The organism is Streptomyces sp. NPDC059875, from assembly GCF_042731085.1.
GTDB lineage: Bacteria > Actinomycetota > Actinomycetes > Streptomycetales > Streptomycetaceae > Streptomyces.
The window spans coordinates 89,516-104,992 of the sequence record NZ_JBHWJZ010000011.1 but is presented as its reverse complement, the minus strand read 5'-3'; the positions used below and the strand labels follow the sequence as shown (position 1 = coordinate 104,992).

At 70.9% G+C, this 15,477-nt stretch carries 13 protein-coding genes and 1 pseudogene; 9 read left to right on the top strand and 5 right to left on the bottom strand.

Going from position 1 to position 15,477, the window contains the following annotated elements; all coding sequences use genetic code 11:
* Nucleotides 1-18 precede the first annotated feature (18 nt).
* The 4 genes from frdA to frdD are packed head-to-tail and all read left to right on the top strand — an operon-like array spanning nucleotide 19 to nucleotide 3,284.
* The gene (gene frdA, locus ACFV9D_RS16135; protein WP_385145856.1) at nucleotides 19-1,785 is read left to right on the top strand and encodes a fumarate reductase (quinol) flavoprotein subunit; all 1,767 of its coding nucleotides are present in this window, start codon (nucleotides 19-21) and stop codon (nucleotides 1,783-1,785) included.
* A 2-nt stretch (nucleotides 1,786-1,787) separates the two neighbouring features.
* Nucleotides 1,788-2,531 carry a succinate dehydrogenase iron-sulfur subunit gene (gene sdhB / locus ACFV9D_RS16130; protein WP_385145854.1) on the top strand — a complete coding sequence of 248 codons (744 nt, stop codon included), beginning with the start codon at nucleotides 1,788-1,790 and terminating at the stop codon, nucleotides 2,529-2,531.
* A complete protein-coding gene (locus ACFV9D_RS16125) occupies nucleotides 2,528-2,929 on the top strand; it encodes a hypothetical protein (RefSeq protein ID WP_385145852.1) in 402 nt (133 codons plus the stop codon). Before sdhB ends, ACFV9D_RS16125 begins: the two co-directional genes overlap by 4 nt.
* Nucleotides 2,930-2,933: 4 nt before the next feature.
* Nucleotides 2,934-3,284: a fumarate reductase subunit FrdD gene (frdD, locus tag ACFV9D_RS16120; protein WP_385145850.1), complete on the top strand. Its 351-nt coding sequence runs from the start codon at nucleotides 2,934-2,936 to the stop codon at nucleotides 3,282-3,284.
* Between the two features lie 284 nt (nucleotides 3,285-3,568).
* On the opposite strand, the gene ACFV9D_RS16115 is transcribed toward frdD, so the two are convergent.
* Genes ACFV9D_RS16115 through ACFV9D_RS16100 form a run of 4 tightly spaced genes read right to left on the bottom strand, consistent with a single transcriptional unit; the run spans nucleotide 3,569 to nucleotide 10,187 of the window.
* Nucleotides 3,569-4,327, bottom strand: a complete 759-nt coding sequence (locus ACFV9D_RS16115) for a hypothetical protein (RefSeq protein WP_385145848.1) — start codon at nucleotides 4,325-4,327, stop codon at nucleotides 3,569-3,571.
* A gap of 13 nt (nucleotides 4,328-4,340) precedes the next feature.
* Nucleotides 4,341-9,119 carry a putative T7SS-secreted protein gene (locus ACFV9D_RS16110; protein WP_385145846.1) on the bottom strand — a complete coding sequence of 1,593 codons (4,779 nt, stop codon included), beginning with the start codon at nucleotides 9,117-9,119 and terminating at the stop codon, nucleotides 4,341-4,343.
* Between the two features lie 2 nt (nucleotides 9,120-9,121).
* Nucleotides 9,122-9,775, bottom strand: coding sequence for a hypothetical protein (locus ACFV9D_RS16105; protein WP_385145844.1), 654 nt, complete (start codon nucleotides 9,773-9,775; stop codon nucleotides 9,122-9,124).
* Nucleotides 9,765-10,187 carry an SseB family protein gene (locus ACFV9D_RS16100; RefSeq protein ID WP_385145842.1) on the bottom strand — a complete coding sequence of 141 codons (423 nt, stop codon included), beginning with the start codon at nucleotides 10,185-10,187 and terminating at the stop codon, nucleotides 9,765-9,767. The genes ACFV9D_RS16105 and ACFV9D_RS16100 overlap by 11 nt, the downstream gene beginning before the upstream one ends.
* 160 nt (nucleotides 10,188-10,347) lie before the next feature.
* On the opposite strand from ACFV9D_RS16100, the gene ACFV9D_RS16095 reads away from it, so the two are divergent.
* Genes ACFV9D_RS16095 through ACFV9D_RS16085 form a run of 3 tightly spaced genes read left to right on the top strand, consistent with a single transcriptional unit; the run spans nucleotide 10,348 to nucleotide 13,131 of the window.
* Nucleotides 10,348-11,616, top strand: a complete 1,269-nt coding sequence (locus tag ACFV9D_RS16095) for an alpha/beta fold hydrolase (protein WP_385145840.1) — start codon at nucleotides 10,348-10,350, stop codon at nucleotides 11,614-11,616.
* Between the two features lie 48 nt (nucleotides 11,617-11,664).
* Nucleotides 11,665-12,297, top strand: a complete 633-nt coding sequence (locus ACFV9D_RS16090) for an MBL fold metallo-hydrolase (RefSeq protein WP_385145838.1) — start codon at nucleotides 11,665-11,667, stop codon at nucleotides 12,295-12,297.
* 54 nt (nucleotides 12,298-12,351) lie between these two features.
* Nucleotides 12,352-13,131, top strand: coding sequence for an exodeoxyribonuclease III (locus tag ACFV9D_RS16085; RefSeq protein WP_385145836.1), 780 nt, complete (start codon nucleotides 12,352-12,354; stop codon nucleotides 13,129-13,131).
* Nucleotides 13,132-13,163: 32 nt separating this feature from the next.
* Here the strand turns inward: ACFV9D_RS16085 and ACFV9D_RS16080 are convergent, their stop codons facing one another.
* Nucleotides 13,164-14,099 carry a glycerophosphodiester phosphodiesterase gene (locus tag ACFV9D_RS16080; RefSeq protein ID WP_385145834.1) on the bottom strand — a complete coding sequence of 312 codons (936 nt, stop codon included), beginning with the start codon at nucleotides 14,097-14,099 and terminating at the stop codon, nucleotides 13,164-13,166.
* Nucleotides 14,100-14,234: 135 nt separating this feature from the next.
* Between ACFV9D_RS16080 and ACFV9D_RS16075 the strand changes: the two genes are divergently transcribed.
* Together ACFV9D_RS16075 and ACFV9D_RS16070 are read left to right on the top strand one after the other, a co-directional pair.
* Complete coding sequence (locus ACFV9D_RS16075; protein WP_385145833.1) at nucleotides 14,235-14,672, top strand: DUF6278 family protein; 438 nt, start codon at nucleotides 14,235-14,237, stop codon at nucleotides 14,670-14,672.
* Between the two features lie 141 nt (nucleotides 14,673-14,813).
* A pseudogene (locus tag ACFV9D_RS16070) lies at nucleotides 14,814-15,441 on the top strand (amino acid ABC transporter ATP-binding protein).
* Nucleotides 15,442-15,477: the final 36 nt, after the last annotated feature.

Below are 15,477 nucleotides of genomic sequence, written 5' to 3'. Positions count from 1 at the left end.
CGACAGACAGGTGGTGACATGACCGCTTCCCATGACGTCGTGGTGATCGGTGGCGGAGGCGCCGGACTGCGCGCGGCCATCTCCATCGCGGAGACCGATCCACGGTTGAGTGTGGCGATCATCTCCAAGGTCTACCCGATGCGCAGCCATACGGTCTCCGCCGAGGGCGGAGCCGCCGCCGTCGCCGGCAGCGACGACAGCCTCGACGAACACGCCTACGACACCGTGTCCGGCGGGGACTGGCTGTGCGACCAGGACGCCGTCGAGGCGTTCGTGGCCGAGGCACCCCGCGAACTTCTCCGCCTGGAACACTGGGGCTGCCCTTGGAGCCGCCAGGACGACGGGCACATCGCCGTGCGGGCGTTCGGCGGCATGAAGAAGATGCGCACCTGGTTCGCCGCCGACAAGACCGGGTTCCACCTTCTGCACACGCTGTTCCAGACCGCGCTGTCGTACCGGGACATCGTGCGGTACGACGAGTGGTTCGTCAGCACCCTGCTCGTCGACGACGGGAAGGTGCGCGGAGTGGTGGCGATCGAGCTGGCCACCGGCCGGGTCGAGACCATCACCGCCCACTCCGTCATCGTGTGCACCGGGGGATGCGGCAGGGTCTACCCGTTCACCACCAACGCCAACATCAAGACCGGCGACGGCATGGCCCTGGCCTACCGGGCCGGCGCACCGCTGAAGGACATGGAGTTCGTCCAGTACCACCCCACCGGTCTGCCCTTCACCGGAATCCTCATCACGGAGGCCACGCGCGCCGAGGGCGGCTGGCTCCTCAACAAGGACGGCTACCGCTATCTGCAGGACTACGACCTCGGCACGCCCGAGCCGAGGCCGGTGCTGCGCAGCATGGAGCTGGGGCCGCGGGACCGGCTCTCGCAGGCGTTCGTACACGAGCTCGACAAGGGCAGGACCACCCCCACGCCGCACGGGCCCGTCGTCCACCTGGACCTGCGCCATCTGGGCGCCGAACTCATCGACACCAAGCTCCCCTTCGTACGGGAACTCTGTCTGAAGTACCAGAACATCGACCCGGTCCGGGAGCTGATCCCGGTGCGGCCGGTGGTCCACTACATGATGGGCGGCATCCACACCGACATCCACGGCGCCACCGGTCTCGACGGCCTGTACGCAGCCGGCGAGGTGGCCTGCGTCAGTATCAACGGCGCCAACCGGCTGGGCTCCAACTCCCTCCCGGAGCTCCTGGTCTTCGGTGCCCGCGCTGGCCGGGCCGCTGCCGAGTACGCCGCACGAGCTGCGGGAGCCACGCGATTCGGCGGGGCCGGCCCCAGCTCTGCGGTCCTCGCGCAGGCCCGGGACGAGCATCGCCGGCTGGAGCGCCTGGTCGCCCACCACGCCGAGGGCTGGGACCGCATCGCGGACATCCGCACCTCGATGCAGGACACCATGGAGACCGGAGCCGGTATCTACCGGGACGGGGGCTCCCTGACCACGGCCGCCGAGAAGCTGCTCGACCTGCGGGAGAGGTTCGGCGGTGCGGCCGTCGACGATCACAGCCAGACGTTCAACACCGATCTGATCGCGCTGCTGGAGCTGTCGTTCATGCTGGACGTGGCAGAGAGCATCGTCGACAGCGCACTGCGCCGCGAGGAGTCCCGGGGCGCGCACCAGCGGACCGACTTCCCCGCGCGGGACGACCGGCGGTACCTGGCCCATTCGCTGATCCACCGTGAACCCGACGGTACCGCACGGGTGGAGTACCTGCCGGTGACCGTCACCCGCTGGGCACCCGGGGAACGCGTGTACGGGAGGCAGTAGCCATGACGGACCGGATATCCCTCCAGGTGGCCCGCTACCGGCCGGAGCAGGAGACCGAACCGACCTGGCAGGCCTACGACGTGCCGCTGCGCAAGGAGTGGACGGTCCTCGACGGGCTCAACCACGTCAAGGACCACCTGGACGGCACGCTCTCCTACCGCTGGTCCTGCCGGATGGGCATCTGCGGCAGCTGCGGGATGACCGTCAACGGCGAGCCCCGGCTGGCCTGTTCGGCCTTCCTGACCGAATCCGCTCCCGGCCCGGTACGGGTCGAACCGCTTGCCGGCTTCCCCGTCGTCCGTGATCTCGTCATCGAGATCGGCGACTTCATGGACAAGCTGACCGAGGTCAAGCCCTGGATCATCCGCGACGAGCACAAGCCGCTCGACGAGGGTGAGTATCTGCAGACGCCGGACGAGATGGACGCGTACAAGCAGTACAGCATGTGCATCAACTGCATGCTCTGCTACTCGGCTTGCCCGGTGTACGCGCTCGACCCCGACTTCGTCGGCCCGGCGGCGATCGCCCTCGCTCAGCGCTACAACCTGGATCCGCGGGACGAGGGGGCGGCCGATCGGCGCGATGTCCTGTCCTCGGCCGAGGGTGTCTGGGCCTGCACGCTGGTCGGCGAGTGCACCACGGCCTGCCCCAAAGGGGTCGACCCGGCAGGCGCCATCCAGCGCTACAAGCTGACGGCGGCCACGCAGTCGCTCAAGGACCTCCTATGGCCCCGGGGCGCGCGATGAGCGGGACGCCGCGGCCGACCCTGTACCGCAAGCCCGTCCCCACCTTCTGGTGGCTGGGGCGCCGCGCCTACCTCGTCTTCGTGCTGCGGGAGCTCAGCAGCGTCTTCATCGCCTGGTTCGTCGTGTTCCTGCTGCTCATGGTCGGCGCGATCGCCGACGGCAGGGACGCGTACGAACGCTTCCAGGACTGGAGCGCCGACTGGTGGATGATCCTGCTCAACACGATCGCCCTGCTCTTCGTCCTGCTGCACACGCTCACGTGGTTCAACCTGGCACCGCGCGCCATGGTGATACGGCTGCGCGGCCGCCGCGTCCGGCCGCGTTCGATCGTGGCACTGCACTACCTGCTGTGGGCGCTGCTGACGGCGGCCACGGCATGGCTGATCCTGAAGGGATAGGGCGATGGGCAGGAAATCGCCGGAACCGCTGATGTGGCTGCTGTTCAGCGCAGGCGGAATGGCCGCCGCGCTGCTGGTCCCGGTTCTGCTGTTCGTGTTCGGCATCGCCTTCCCTCTGGGCTGGCTCGGTGCCCCCGATCACGAGCATCTGCTCTCGGTACTGCGACACCCCCTCACCAAGGCGATCCTCTTCGCGCTGTGCGTGCTCTGCTTCTTCCACTGGGCCCATCGCTTCCGCTACACGCTGTACGACGGCCTGCGGCTGAAGAGACTGAGCAAGGCGATCATCGTGTTCTGCTACGGAGGCGCGGTGCTGGGATCGATCGCGGCCGGGTTCGTGGTGTTCCGGGTCTGACACCGACTTCCGGCGACGCCAAGGATGCGTCGACTCCCTCGGCGGTCCTGGTCCTCGCGTCCCGCCTGCGGCTACGGAGTGTCCGGCACCGTGCAGTCCTCGGTGCGGCACGGGCTGTCCGCCGCCAGGTCCTGGCATCCGAAGGAGCGCTCGGCGGTCTCACCGCGGGCGGCCCCCTTGCGAAGACCCACTGGACACTGTCTGCAAGCCTGCGGCTTCACGCTCATGTGCGCCGACATCCCGCCGGGGGCGGAGCGCCGCGCCTCGGCTTTCTCGGCCGGCGGTCACCCGTTCCCGTAGTCCTCGACCAGATCGGCGACGAGGGAGAGCAGGGCGTCGGCGCGGTGCCGGTCCTCGCGCCGGCCGCGCAGGGCCTCGTCGAGCGCCCGGAGGCGGTCCAGAGCGGCCGGCTTCCGGTCCCTCACCTCGTCGACCAGCGACGTGGTGACCAGGTCCATGCACGCGGTGAACAGGAGCCGGGTGGCGGGGGCGGGGGGAGCCGGGTCGGGGGCGGCGAATCCGGTGGTCAGATACCGGGCCGGGTCGGTCAGGCTCCAGCCGACGACGGTGCCGTCCTGGACGAGGAGCGCCACGTCGGGGGCGATGCCGATGCGGGCCTCCAGCGGCTCGTCGAGGACGTCGAGGTCGCGCAGGCAGGTGAGCACGGTGTCTCCGGGGGCGCGGCACAGCTCGGTGGTCACCTCGAGGCGGAAGTCCCGGTCCTCGTCCGCGCGAAGGCCGCCCGGGTGGACGGGGGGCGTGGCCGGAACGCGGTCGGAGTCCTCGGGATCGGCGGCCTCGCCGGGCAGTTGGAGCTCGACGCCGGCCAGTTCGCGGCTTCGCTTGTCGAACCGGAGCTCGTCGGGGGTGTCCCACAGCCACGGCTCACTGCCGAAGGTGTCCTGCAGGAACCGCTCGCGTTCCTCCACATCCGCGTATCCCGCGATGCGCACACGGAAGTCCCGGAAGTCGAAGCGCGGCACGATGCGCAGCGGATCGCCCGTGACCGTCGCGGTCCAGGTGTCGTCGAGGGTGAGTCTCATGGTGAATGCCGCCTCATCGGATCTGCTCTGCGGGGGCCATGAAGCCGTTCTTGCCAGGAATCCTGCCTTCCACCACGTCCGCGTGCGTAATCGGCGAGCCGGGGTCGCTGGGCAGGCCGCCGAGCGACCTGGCCCCTGAGTCGCCCTTGATGCCCGAGGGGCCGTACGCCGTGATGACATTGCCCGACCCGACCTTGTCGCTCCGGACCACCGCGATGTCCTCCCCCTGACGGAAGATCAGGTTTCCGCTGTTCGCGGACGAGTGGTACACGGCGTCCGGGTTCTTGAGGATCTCCAGGACCCGTTCGTCACTGAAGCCGTGCCCGGAATCCGCGTGGTAGTTGCCGGCCTTCCTCATCCGGTCGCCCTGAGCCCTCTCGATGACCTCGTCCGTGGTCTTGATGGCCTGTTCCCTGGCCATCTGGGCTTTCTCCTCCTTCGTGTACTTGGGCATGAGGCCCAGCGGGTCGCACACGCTGAGCGGGTTGTCCACGTAGCCGACGGGATTCGGCGCGGGAGCGAGGCCCAGGGGGTCGGGCGAGGCGTAGCGGCCCGTCTCGGGGTCGTAGTGGCGGAGGCAGTTGTAGTGGAGACCGGTCTCGGGGTCGTAGTACTGGCCGGGGAAGCGGAGGGGGGTGTACGCGCTGCTGTCACGGACCCAGGCGGTGGTGCCCCAGAGCGTGGTCCGGGAGCGCCACGCGATGTCGCCGGACTCGTCGATCAGTTCGGTGGGGGTGCCGACGAGGTCGGTGGCGATGGCGAAGAACCGGCGGTCGATCTCCTCCTGGTGGTCGTCGGCCGTGAGGATGCGCTCGGTCTGGGCCAGGGGGACGACATCCCGGTGGTCCCAGGTGAGGGCGACCGTGTGCGGGGCGTCCGGGCGGTGGCTGGTCTGTTCGCACAGGGTGAGGCCGTCCCAGGTGAAGCGGACCTCCTCCACCACGCTCTCGCCGTCGGCCGCCAGGCGCCGCTTCGCGGTGCGGCGGCCCAGGGGGTCGTAGCGGTACGTCCACCGGGTCCCGTCGGGGGTGGTGACGGACGTGAGGCGGTTCTCCGTGTCCCACGCGTAGCGCCAGGTGTCGGGCTTGCGGGAGAGCCGGGTCTTCTGCCGCAGGACGACCCGGCCGAGGGCGTCGTGTTCGAAGCGGACGTCTCCGGCCCGGGTGATGGTGGTGCCGCGGTAGGCGCGCGAGCCGGTGGCCTCGCCGCCGGGGTGGCCGGCCGGCCAGGATGCCGAGGTCTGGTTGCCGGCGTCGTCGTACGCGTACCGCTCCGTCCAGCCGTGGGCGTGGACGGCGGTGACGCGGCCCGCCCGGTCGAGGTCGTAGGTGCGGGTGCCCGACAGCCGGTCCGCGACGGAGATCAGGTGACCGTCGGCGCGGTAGCCGTAGGCGCGGCTGTTGACGCTTCGCGCTCCGGCGGTGATGTGCTGCGCGGTGAGCCGTCCGGCCTCGTCCCAGGCGGAGCTCACGGTGATCGCGTCGTCGACGACGCGGGCGAGCTCCCGGCCGGCGGCGTCGTGCGTGAAGCCGATCCCGTGATCGCCGGTGGTCAGGCGGTGGGGTCGTCCGCCGGCGTCGTAGGCGTAGGTGGTGACATGACCGGTGGGCGTGGTGCGCTGCTTGCGGCGGCCCAGGGCGTCGTAGGCGTAGCTGAGGGGACGGCCGTCCACCAGCTCCGTCTTGACCTTCCCCCGGCGGTCGTACTGGTACCGGAGTTCGCTGTCCGGTCCGGCTGCCTCGAGCAGGCGTCCGGCCCTGTCGTAGGCGTAGGTCGTCACGCGGCCGTCGACGTCCTTGCGGACCACTCGGCCGAGCTGGTCCCGCTCGAACGAGATGGTCCCGCCGAGCGCGTCGACGCGGGCGGCGAGCCGGCCCGCGGCGTCCACCCGGTAGGTGAGGGTACGGCTGTCGAAGTCGGTCTCGGAGACGACGTTGCCGGCGGCGTCGTACTCGTAGGTCCAGGACAGTCCCTGCGCGTTGAGGACCCGGGTGAGGCGCAGGTCCGCGTCGTGCTCGAACTCGTGGCGTGCGCCGTCGGGTCGGGTGCGGGCGACCGGCAGGTCGAAGTGGGTGTACTCGAAGCGGGAGACGCCACCGGACGCGTCGGTACGGGAGAGCAGATTGCCCTCGCCGTCGTAGGTCCATGACTCCGTGGCGCCGTCGGGACCGGTGCGCCGGGCGAGCTGCCCGTCGGCGTGCCACTCCAGGCGGGTGACGCCGCCCAACGGATCGGCGATGCGGACCGGCCTGCCGAGGGCGTCCCGTTCCGTGCGGGTGGTGGCGCCGGCCGGGTCGGTCACCTCCACGGGCAGCCCCGACGGGTCGCACACCACGTGGGTCGTGGCCCCGAGGGCGTCGGTGATCGAGGTGAGCCGGCCGGCGTGGTCGTAGGTGTAGCGGGTGGTGGTGCCGGCCTGGTCGGTGACCGCCGTGCGATTGCCGCGTTCGTCGTACTCGTGGACCATACGGGCGCCGTCCGGGCCGACGACCTCCACCGGCAGGCCGAACAGGCCGCGAACGGTCCGCAGTTCGCTGCCGTCGGGGCGGGTGGCGGAGACGAGCCGACCGTCCTCGTCGTAGGAGAAAGTGGTGGTGAGGCCCAGCGGGTCGGTACGGGTCAGCAGGTTGCCGCGCGGGTCGTGGGTGAACCGGGTGGTGTGGCCGAGTGGGTCGGTGATGGCCAGGAGACGGCAGCCGGGGCCGAACAGATGGCGGGTCGCGTGTCCGTCGGCCGTGGTGATCGTGGTGGTGCGGTGGCCCGTCTCGGGGTCGGGTTCCGTGTAGGCCAGGCCGATCTGGACGTGGCCGGCCTCGCCGCCCTCCGCCACGACGCGGTCGCGCTCGTCGTAGACGTAGTCGTAGCGGCTGCCGTTGGAGTCGATCCAGGCGATGACGCGGCGGCGGTCGTCGTAGACGAAGGTGGTGGTGGCGCCTGACGGCTTGGTGACCGTGGTGAGGTCGCCGTCCTGATAGCCGTAGCTCATCAGGGGCAGATCCGCGCCGCCCGCGCCGTCGCCCTCGCCGGCCAAGGACAGGGCGGTGACCAGGCCGTCGGCGACGGACAACTTCACCCGGTGGCCCGCGGAGTGGACCAGGGCCAGCGGCAGGCCGTCCTCGTCGCGGTCGACGGTGATGGTGTGGCCGTTGCGTTCGGTGATGCCGGAGAGCCAGGCGTCGCCGTCGCCCCCCGGTTCGCTGCCGGACGGGGCGGTGAAGTGGAAGGTCAGGCCGCTGTCGGGGGCGGTGACGGTGTAGTCGCCGTCGGCGTCGCGGGCCAGCAGGGTGCGGGCCCGGCCCGACGCCGGCACGGTGGGCGCGCCGGGGGCCGGGTGCGGATACGGGATCAGGAGCCCTTCGGCGGTGACGTGGACGACGCCGACGGCGTCGATCTCCAGACGCTCGTCGACCGTGGACGTCCAGGCGGGTCCCAGGAAGCGGCCGACCGCGCAGCCGGACTCGGTGCGGCGGGTGAAGACCAGCGGCAGGATGCCGGGGAGTTCGACGTCGGTCTGCGGCAGGTACATCCGGCCCGTGGCGAGGTCCACCGGGTCGCCGCCGGCGTCGCGGTCGCCGTCCGAGGTGTTGTGGGTGCCGTCCGGGTCGTCGTCGATCAGCTTGCGCGCCCGTGCGGCGTCGGCGGCGTCCGCGCCGATGCGAATGCCCTTCACCGCGGCGCCGCCACCACCGGTGGCCGCGGTCAGCGCGAGGTCGGGAATCAGCCGGCCGAAGCCCTCGGCCGGGTCCTTCATGAAGTCCTTGACCATCTGGGTGCCGGTGCCGACCGGGTCGTTGACGGCGACCACCAGACCGGCGGCCAGGCTGTTGAGGGACGTGGCGTACTCGGCCGGGTGCGTGATGTTGTACGGGTCCGTCGGGTTGACGCTGCGGACGAAGTTGAGCAGCCCCGCCGTGCCCTTGATGAGGCCGCCACCGACGTGGTCGCCCATGATCTGCAGCTCCTGGAACCCGTCGCCCACCTGCTCGGCGTACGACGGCTTCTGCGGGGCCATGTCGCGGGCGGCCTGGACCAGCCTGCGCGCGTTCTCCGCCGCCGAGTTCCGCTGCCTGCGGGCCTCGGCGAGGATGTCCTGGGCCTCCTTCATCAGCTTCTTGCCCGGGTCGTCGAACGTAGCCGCGGGCCTGGGCGGGAGCGAGGCCGGGTCGCGCTTGTCGGCGGGCTGGGCGTTGTAGCGGTCGACGGCGCCGTTGTAGTCGTCGACCTTCTTGCGGTGGGCGTCGGCGGCGTTCTCGGAAGCCTTGACGCCCTCCTTCCACTTGTCGATCGCCGCCTGGGCCTGCCCCTGCGCCCACGTGACGGTGTCGGCGAACGCCTCGAGCCCGCCGACCGCCTTGGAGCAGGCATCGGCGGCCGCGTACCACTTCGGCGGCTGGGTGCTGACCGCGGTGCGCACCGCGTCGGCCGTCTCGCCCTTGAGTTGGGACGAGTCGAGGCCCTTCAGACCGTCGCCGGTGTCGTCGAAGGCCGACTGGAAGGCGGTGAGCTTCGCGGCGGTGGCGTTGATCTTGCTTGCGCTGCCGTAGATCAGCTTGGTCTTGTCCTCGGTCTGCCCGAGGTCCATCTCGTCGACCTCGGCGCCCAACCGGTTGGCGACCGAACGGGACTGTTCGCGCACCCAGTCGGCGCCGGACTCCCAGCCGACGTCCTCCAACCGGTCGGCGGTCCAATTGCCCGCGTCCTCGACCCGGTTGCCCACCCACTCGACGCCCTCCTCGACCGCGTCCTCGACCGAGTCGGGCGTGATGTCACTGATGAAGTCGCCGATACCCACGGTCAGTTCCCCCCGGAGTCGCCCTGCTCCTGCTGCTTCGCGCGCTCCTCCGGCGACGGGCCGAAGGTCTCGTCAAGCGCCTGGTTCCACTGATCGTCGGAGATGCCGAGCGCCTCGTTGAGGATCTGCGACTGCCGGCCGCCCTGGCCCTCCGTGAGAACGGTGCGCCCGGTGTCCTTCCAGGTCTGCTCCATGTCCTGACCGGCCTTCTCGAACGACTCGGGGCTCCAGTCCGGATTCAGGTAGTCCGGCGTGAAGATGTCGCCCCAGTTCTGCTTCGCGATCTCGTCCTCGCTCGCGTGCGGGTTCCCGCCGAACAGGGAGTTGGCGCCCACCTTGAGCGTGCCCGCGACGTACTGGTCGTGCTCCCACGTCGTGCCCGCCGCCAGGCCGAGCTGGTTCGCGATCGTGGTGGCGTCCCGTACCAGGGCGCGCACACCCCACTCCCAGCGCTCGCAGAAGTCCTCGAAGTCGACCGAGAGGCCGTGGTGCCCGGCCTCCATCCCGGTCATCGCCAGCTCCGAGAAGCCCTTTCCCATCACCGAACCGGTGGCACCGCCGAGATCACCGAGCTGGTCGATGGTTGCGCCCACGCCCTGGGTGAACTTGACGACGGATGCCTTGTCGAGCTGGAGGTCCATTCCGTCACCGCTCATGACCGCTCCCCTCTCCTGCCCGACCGGCGTCGACGGCGACCGCGTCCGGAACGATGCCGACGACCGGCGGGAAGAACATCGACCCGTCCTCGGTGGCGATGTCGACGGCGAGACCGGCGGGCTCGCCCAGGGCGGGCACGATCTCGTCGACGATGCGCGCGCCCAGCAGCGCCGCGTAGTCCATGGGTTGATCACCCGACGCGTGGTGCAGGGCGAACCGGGCCAGTGCGGTCTCGTCGGTGAACCCGCAGATCCACCGCACCCCGCCGGCACGCACCGACCAGAGACCTCCGTCGGCCACCGGCACCAGAAGGACCGAGCGACGCATCTCGCCGACCAGGGCACGGGGGTCGTCGCCTCCGCTTCTCCGTTCGGCGATCCGTTCCGCGAGTGCCGCCTTGGGCTGCTGCACGGTTCCTCCCCGGCGTAGGTGACTGAGGGCACCGTAGGGCAGGACGCACGCGAAGGACCGGTGGTTCTCGTGGAGATTCACCCGGGCCGGAAGGGAACGGCGCACACAGGGCTCCCACCCGAGCACGAGAGAAGACGTGCGATGTGAGACCGTGCAGGGCGTGAGTGAGACACCGACGAACACCCTGCAATACCGCGTTGACGGGCGAGAAGACGCTCCGGTCCTGGTTCTGGCGCCCTCGCTCGGCACCACCTGGCACATGTGGGACCGCCAGATACCCGAGCTCACCCGCCAGTGGCGCATCGTCCGCTTCGACCTGCCGGGCCACGGCGGGGCACCCGCCCGACCCTTCACCTCCGTCGCCGAGCTCGGCGACCGGCTCCTCGCCACCCTCGACGAGTTGGGCATCCAGCGCTTCGGCTACGCGGGCTGCTCCATCGGCGGTGCCGTCGGCCTCGACCTCGCCCTGCGGGCGCCCCACCGGGTCGCCTCGCTCGCCCTGGTGGCCGCCTCGCCCCGGTTCGGCAGCGCCGACGAGTTCCGCCAGCGCGGTGTGATCGTCCGTACCAACGGCCTCGAGCCCATGGCCCGTACCGCCCCCGAGCAGTGGTTCACCCCCGCCTTCCGCGGCGCACAGCCCGCGATCGTCGAGTGGGCCGTGCAGATGGTCCGGACGACCGACCCCGGCTGCTACATCGGCGCCTGCGAGGCGCTCGCCGTCTTCGACGTGCGGGAAGCCCTCGGCCGTATCGGCGTCCCGGCCCTGGTGCTCGTCGGCTCGGACGACCAGGTCACCGGCCCCGCCGAGGCCCGCACCCTGGTCGCCGGGATCGCCGACGCCCGACTCGCCGTCGTCCCCGGCGCCTCGCACCTCGCCCCCGTCGAGCAGCCCGCGGCCGTCACCGAGCTGCTCACGGACCACTTCGCCGGGATCGTGCACGACACGCAGAGCGCCCTGCCCGCCCCGCCGATGCCGCCCGTCTCCGCCCCCGTCGTGCCCGTCGCCGAGATCGCCCCCGCCGAGCCGGCGGACGCGGCGGCTGAGGCCGTGCGGCCCGACCCGTACGAGCAGGGCGTCAAGCTGCGCCGCGAGATCCTCGGCGACGCCCATGTCGACCAGGCCCTCGCCGACGACTTCGGCGCCGACCTCCAGGCCCTCGTCACCCGCTACGCCTGGGGCGAGGTCTGGAGCCGTGAGGGCCTGGACCGCCGGACCCGCAGCTGCGTGACCCTGACGGCGCTGATTGCCGGCGGCCACCAGGACGCGCTCGCCGACCACACCCGGGCCGCCCTGCGCAACGGGCTGACCCCGGACGAGATCCGCGAGGTCGCGCTGCAGACCGCGGTCTACTGCGGGCTGCCCGCCGCCGAGAGCGCCCTGAAGGTGATGGGCCGGGTGATCAAGGAGGAGACCACGCCCCAGGCGTAGTCTGACCACGGCTTGATCGCGTCCCGCACCGTCGTGAGGTGGAGTCCTGTGAAGCTGACGAAGAAGTCGCACGCCTGCGTCCGTCTGGAGAAGGACGGACGGACGCTCGTCATCGATCCGGGCGGCTTCAGCGAGGAGGACTCCGCCCTCGGCGCCGACGTCGTGCTGGTCACCCACGAGCACCCGGACCACTTCGACGAGGGCCGGCTGCGGGTCGGCCTGGAGTCCAACCCGGCGGCCGAGATCTGGACGCTGCGGAGCGTCGCGGACAAGCTGTCGGCCGCCTTCCCCGGCCGCGTCCACACCGTCGGCCACGGCGACACCTTCCGCGCGGGCGGCTTCGACGTCCAGGTGCACGGCGAGCTGCACGCGGTGATCCACCCGGACATCCCCCGGATCACCAACGTCGGCTTCCTCGTGGACGGCTCCGTCTTCCACCCGGGTGACGCGCTGACGGTCCCCGAGCACCCGGTGGACACGCTGATGCTGCCGGTGATGGCCCCCTGGAACAAGATCTCCGAGGTCATCGACTACGTACGCGAGGTCAAGCCGCGCCGGGCCATCGACGTCCACGACGCCCTGCTCACCGACCTGGCCCGGCCCATCTACGACCGGCAGATCGGCGCCCTCGCCGGAACGGACCACGGCCGGCTGACCCCGGGCGACTCCACCGAGCTGTGACCCCCGGGGCGGCACGGACGTCGACTGTCACACCCCGCCGTTAGGCTTGCGCTCATGCGCATCGCGACCTGGAACGTCAATTCGATCACCGCCCGCCTGCCCCGACTCCTGACCTGGCTGGAGAGCTCCGGCACGGACGTGCTGTGCATCCAGGAGACCAAGTGCACCGTCGAGCAGTTCCCCGCCGACGAGCTGCGCGAGCTGGGGTACGAGTCGGTGGTGAACGCCACCGGTCGGTGGAACGGCGTGGCCCTGCTCTCCAAGGTTGGCCTGGAGGACGTCGTCACCGGGCTGCCCGGCGGGCCGGACTACGAGGGCGTGCAGGAGCCCCGGGCCATCTCCGCGACCTGCGGCCCGGTCCGTGTGTGGTCGGTCTACGTGCCCAACGGCCGCGAGGTCGCCCACGAGCACTACGCGTACAAGCTCCGCTGGCTGGAGGCGCTCCAGGCGGCCGTCGCCGAGGACGCGGCCGGAGAGCGGCCCTTCGCCGTCCTCGGCGACTACAACATCGCGCCGACGGACGACGACGTCTGGGACCGGGCGGCCTTCGAGGGGCTCACCCACGTCACCGATCCCGAGCGCGCCGCGCTCGCCGGACTCCGCGAGACGGGCCTCGCGGACGTGGTCCCGCGCCCGCTCAAGTACGACCACCCCTTCACGTACTGGGACTACCGCCAGCTCTGCTTCCCGAAGAACCGGGGCATGCGGATCGACCTCGTGTACGGCAACAAGGCGTTCGCCGACGCGGCCAAGGACAGCTACGTCGACCGCGAGGAGCGCAAGGGCAAGGGCGCGTCCGACCACGCGCCCGTCGTCGTCGACCTGGACGTCTAGGGCCTGTCCGGCGGATCGGGGTCGGACAGGCCCTAGGACCGGGCGGCGTTCCAGCCGGTCAGTTCCGTCGGCCGGTTGGTGATGATCGCGTCGGTGCCGAGCGCGTCGAGGGACTTCCAGCGGGCCGGGCTGTCGACCGTCCAGGCCATCACGGCGATCCCGGCCGCGTGGAGCTTCGGCACCGTCTCCGGCCGGGCCGACAGCGCGGTGGCGGACGGGTTGTAGGTGCTCAGCCCGAGCTCACGGGCGACGGCGACCGGGTCGGGATCCAGCGTGTCGCGCAGCAGGCCGAGGGGGAGCTCGGGGGCGAGTGCGCGGGTGTGCCGCAGCGCGTCGGGGTCGAAGCTCTGCACGAGCACACGGCCGGCCATGCCGTGGTCGCGGACCTCCTTGACGATCCGTGCCACCTCGTCGCGGCTGTGCCTGCCCTTGATCTCCAGGACCAGGTTCCCGCCGCGGAGGCGCAGATCGTCCAGCTGGGCAGCGAGGGTGGGGACCCGTGCGCCGGTGAACGAGGGGGCGAACCAGGAGCCGGCGTCGAGCGCGTCCAGCTCCGCGGCGGTCAGCCCGCGGATGGGACCGGTGCCGTCGGTGGTCCGGTCGACCGTGGAGTCGTGGAGGACGTACGGTACGCCGTCCTCGCTCGGCTGCACGTCGTTCTCGATCCACCGGGCGCCGCCCCTGCGGGCGACCTCGTCGGAGACCAGCGTGTTCTCGGGCGCCGCCGAGGAGGCGCCCCGGTGGGCGATCACCGTCACCGGCGAGCCGGGCGCACGCAGAAAGACATTGGCGGCACGTTTCTGCCCGCTCGTGGTCGTGGCCTGCACCGCGGCGGGAGCGGACGAAGCCTCCCGCATCGTCAGGAACGCGGCGATCGAGGCGCACGAGAGGGCCAGCGCGAGTGCGACGGCGGCTTTGCGCCGCCGACCGCGTCGCGGGCCGGCGGGCGGAGTCTGGGGCTCTGACATGCGCTACACCCTAGGGGGGTACGCGGAGCGGGCCACAGTCGGACACACGAACGGGACGCGGCGGACCGCCGGGCACCCGGACGATCTCCGCGTGCCGGGTGGTGCCACGGGAGGGTGAAATGCGACGCTGGTCGGATGAACATCCCTTTCCTGGACATCTGGCGCAAGCGGCCCGAGGCTGATCAATCCCCCCTGGCCGCGGCCTTCGACCGCGACCCCGAGGGGGTCGGCGAGCTGCTCGCCGAGTGCGAACTGCTGCGCGCCAGGGCCCAGGACGCGGGAGTGCGGCTGGACGACACGCCGCGCTCGCTGGTGGCGATCGACCAGCTGCCGCCGCGCTGGCGGGACGATCCGGAGGAGCTGCCCTGGGTGGGCAACGACGCCGGGCTCTACTTGGGCACGGTCATCGTGCGGACGGTGCCGGGCGCGGCCTGGCAGGTGTGGCCGGGCGGCCGTCCGGTGGTCCGGCTGGCCTCGGGCCGGGAGATCGACGTCGTCACGGCCGGGCTCGACTGGGCCGTCAGCGGATCGCCGGAACTCTCCCAGGTGTACGCGGAGGCCGCCGAGTTCTGAGCGGCTCCGCAGGCCCGCCGGCCACTCTTCTGCAGTAAATAAGGCTAATGCCGCATTCATGCGTGTCGGGCGTGAAGTCCCTTTTTGTGGTGGATAGTTTGCGCTGACCTCGACACAGCTGAGAAGGGGGCAGGGCAGCGTATGGCCGACGTCGATCCGTTGATCGAGCTGCGTGACGTCAACAAGCACTACGGCACCTTGCACGTTCTTCAGGACATCTGTCTCACCGTCGGCCGCGGGGAGGTGGGGGTGGTCATCGGCCCGTCCGGCTCGGGGAAGTCGACGCTCTGCCGGGCCATGAACCGACTGTCCTTCAACCTCTTCGCGCACAAGACCGTCCTCGCCCATGTCTCCCTGGCGCAGATCAAGGTCCGCAAGCGCAAGAAGGAGGAGGCCGACCGGCGTTCGCGCGAACTCCTCGACCGGGTCGGGCTCGCCGCCCACGCCGACAAGTTCCCCGCCCAGCTCTCCGGCGGTCAGCAGCTGGGGGTCCCCCCACCGAAGGTAGGGGGGAGTGTCGCGCCGCGCACTCGCCAGGGACCCCGAGGCGCTCCTCTTCGACGAGCCGACCTCCGCGCTCGACCCCGAGATGATCAACGAGGTCCTGGAGGTGATGCAGCAGCTCGCGAGCGAGGGGATGACCATGGTCGTCGTCACCCACGAGATGGGTTTCGCCCGGTCGGCCGCGAACCGTGTCGTCTTCATGGCCGACGGCCGCATCGTCGAGGACCGCACACCGGAGGAGTTCTTCACCAGCCCGCGCAGGTAACGCGCCAAGGACTTCCTGTCCAAGATCCTCAAGCGC

Excerpts from the sequence above, each read along its gene's own strand:
- ACFV9D_RS16085 (WP_385145836.1), top strand. The coding sequence starts at position 12,352 with ATGCGCATCGCGACCTGGAACGTCAATTCGATCACCGCCCGCCTGCCC.
- ACFV9D_RS16080 (WP_385145834.1), bottom strand. The coding sequence starts at position 14,099 with ATGTCAGAGCCCCAGACTCCGCCCGCCGGCCCGCGACGCGGTCGGCGG.
- frdD (WP_385145850.1), top strand. The coding sequence starts at position 2,934 with ATGGGCAGGAAATCGCCGGAACCGCTGATGTGGCTGCTGTTCAGCGCA.
- ACFV9D_RS16105 (WP_385145844.1), bottom strand. The coding sequence starts at position 9,775 with ATGAGCGGTGACGGAATGGACCTCCAGCTCGACAAGGCATCCGTCGTC.
- sdhB (WP_385145854.1), top strand. The coding sequence starts at position 1,788 with ATGACGGACCGGATATCCCTCCAGGTGGCCCGCTACCGGCCGGAGCAG.
- ACFV9D_RS16125 (WP_385145852.1), top strand. The coding sequence starts at position 2,528 with ATGAGCGGGACGCCGCGGCCGACCCTGTACCGCAAGCCCGTCCCCACC.
- ACFV9D_RS16115 (WP_385145848.1), bottom strand. The coding sequence starts at position 4,327 with ATGAGACTCACCCTCGACGACACCTGGACCGCGACGGTCACGGGCGAT.
- frdA (WP_385145856.1), top strand. The coding sequence starts at position 19 with ATGACCGCTTCCCATGACGTCGTGGTGATCGGTGGCGGAGGCGCCGGA.
- ACFV9D_RS16075 (WP_385145833.1), top strand. The coding sequence starts at position 14,235 with ATGAACATCCCTTTCCTGGACATCTGGCGCAAGCGGCCCGAGGCTGAT.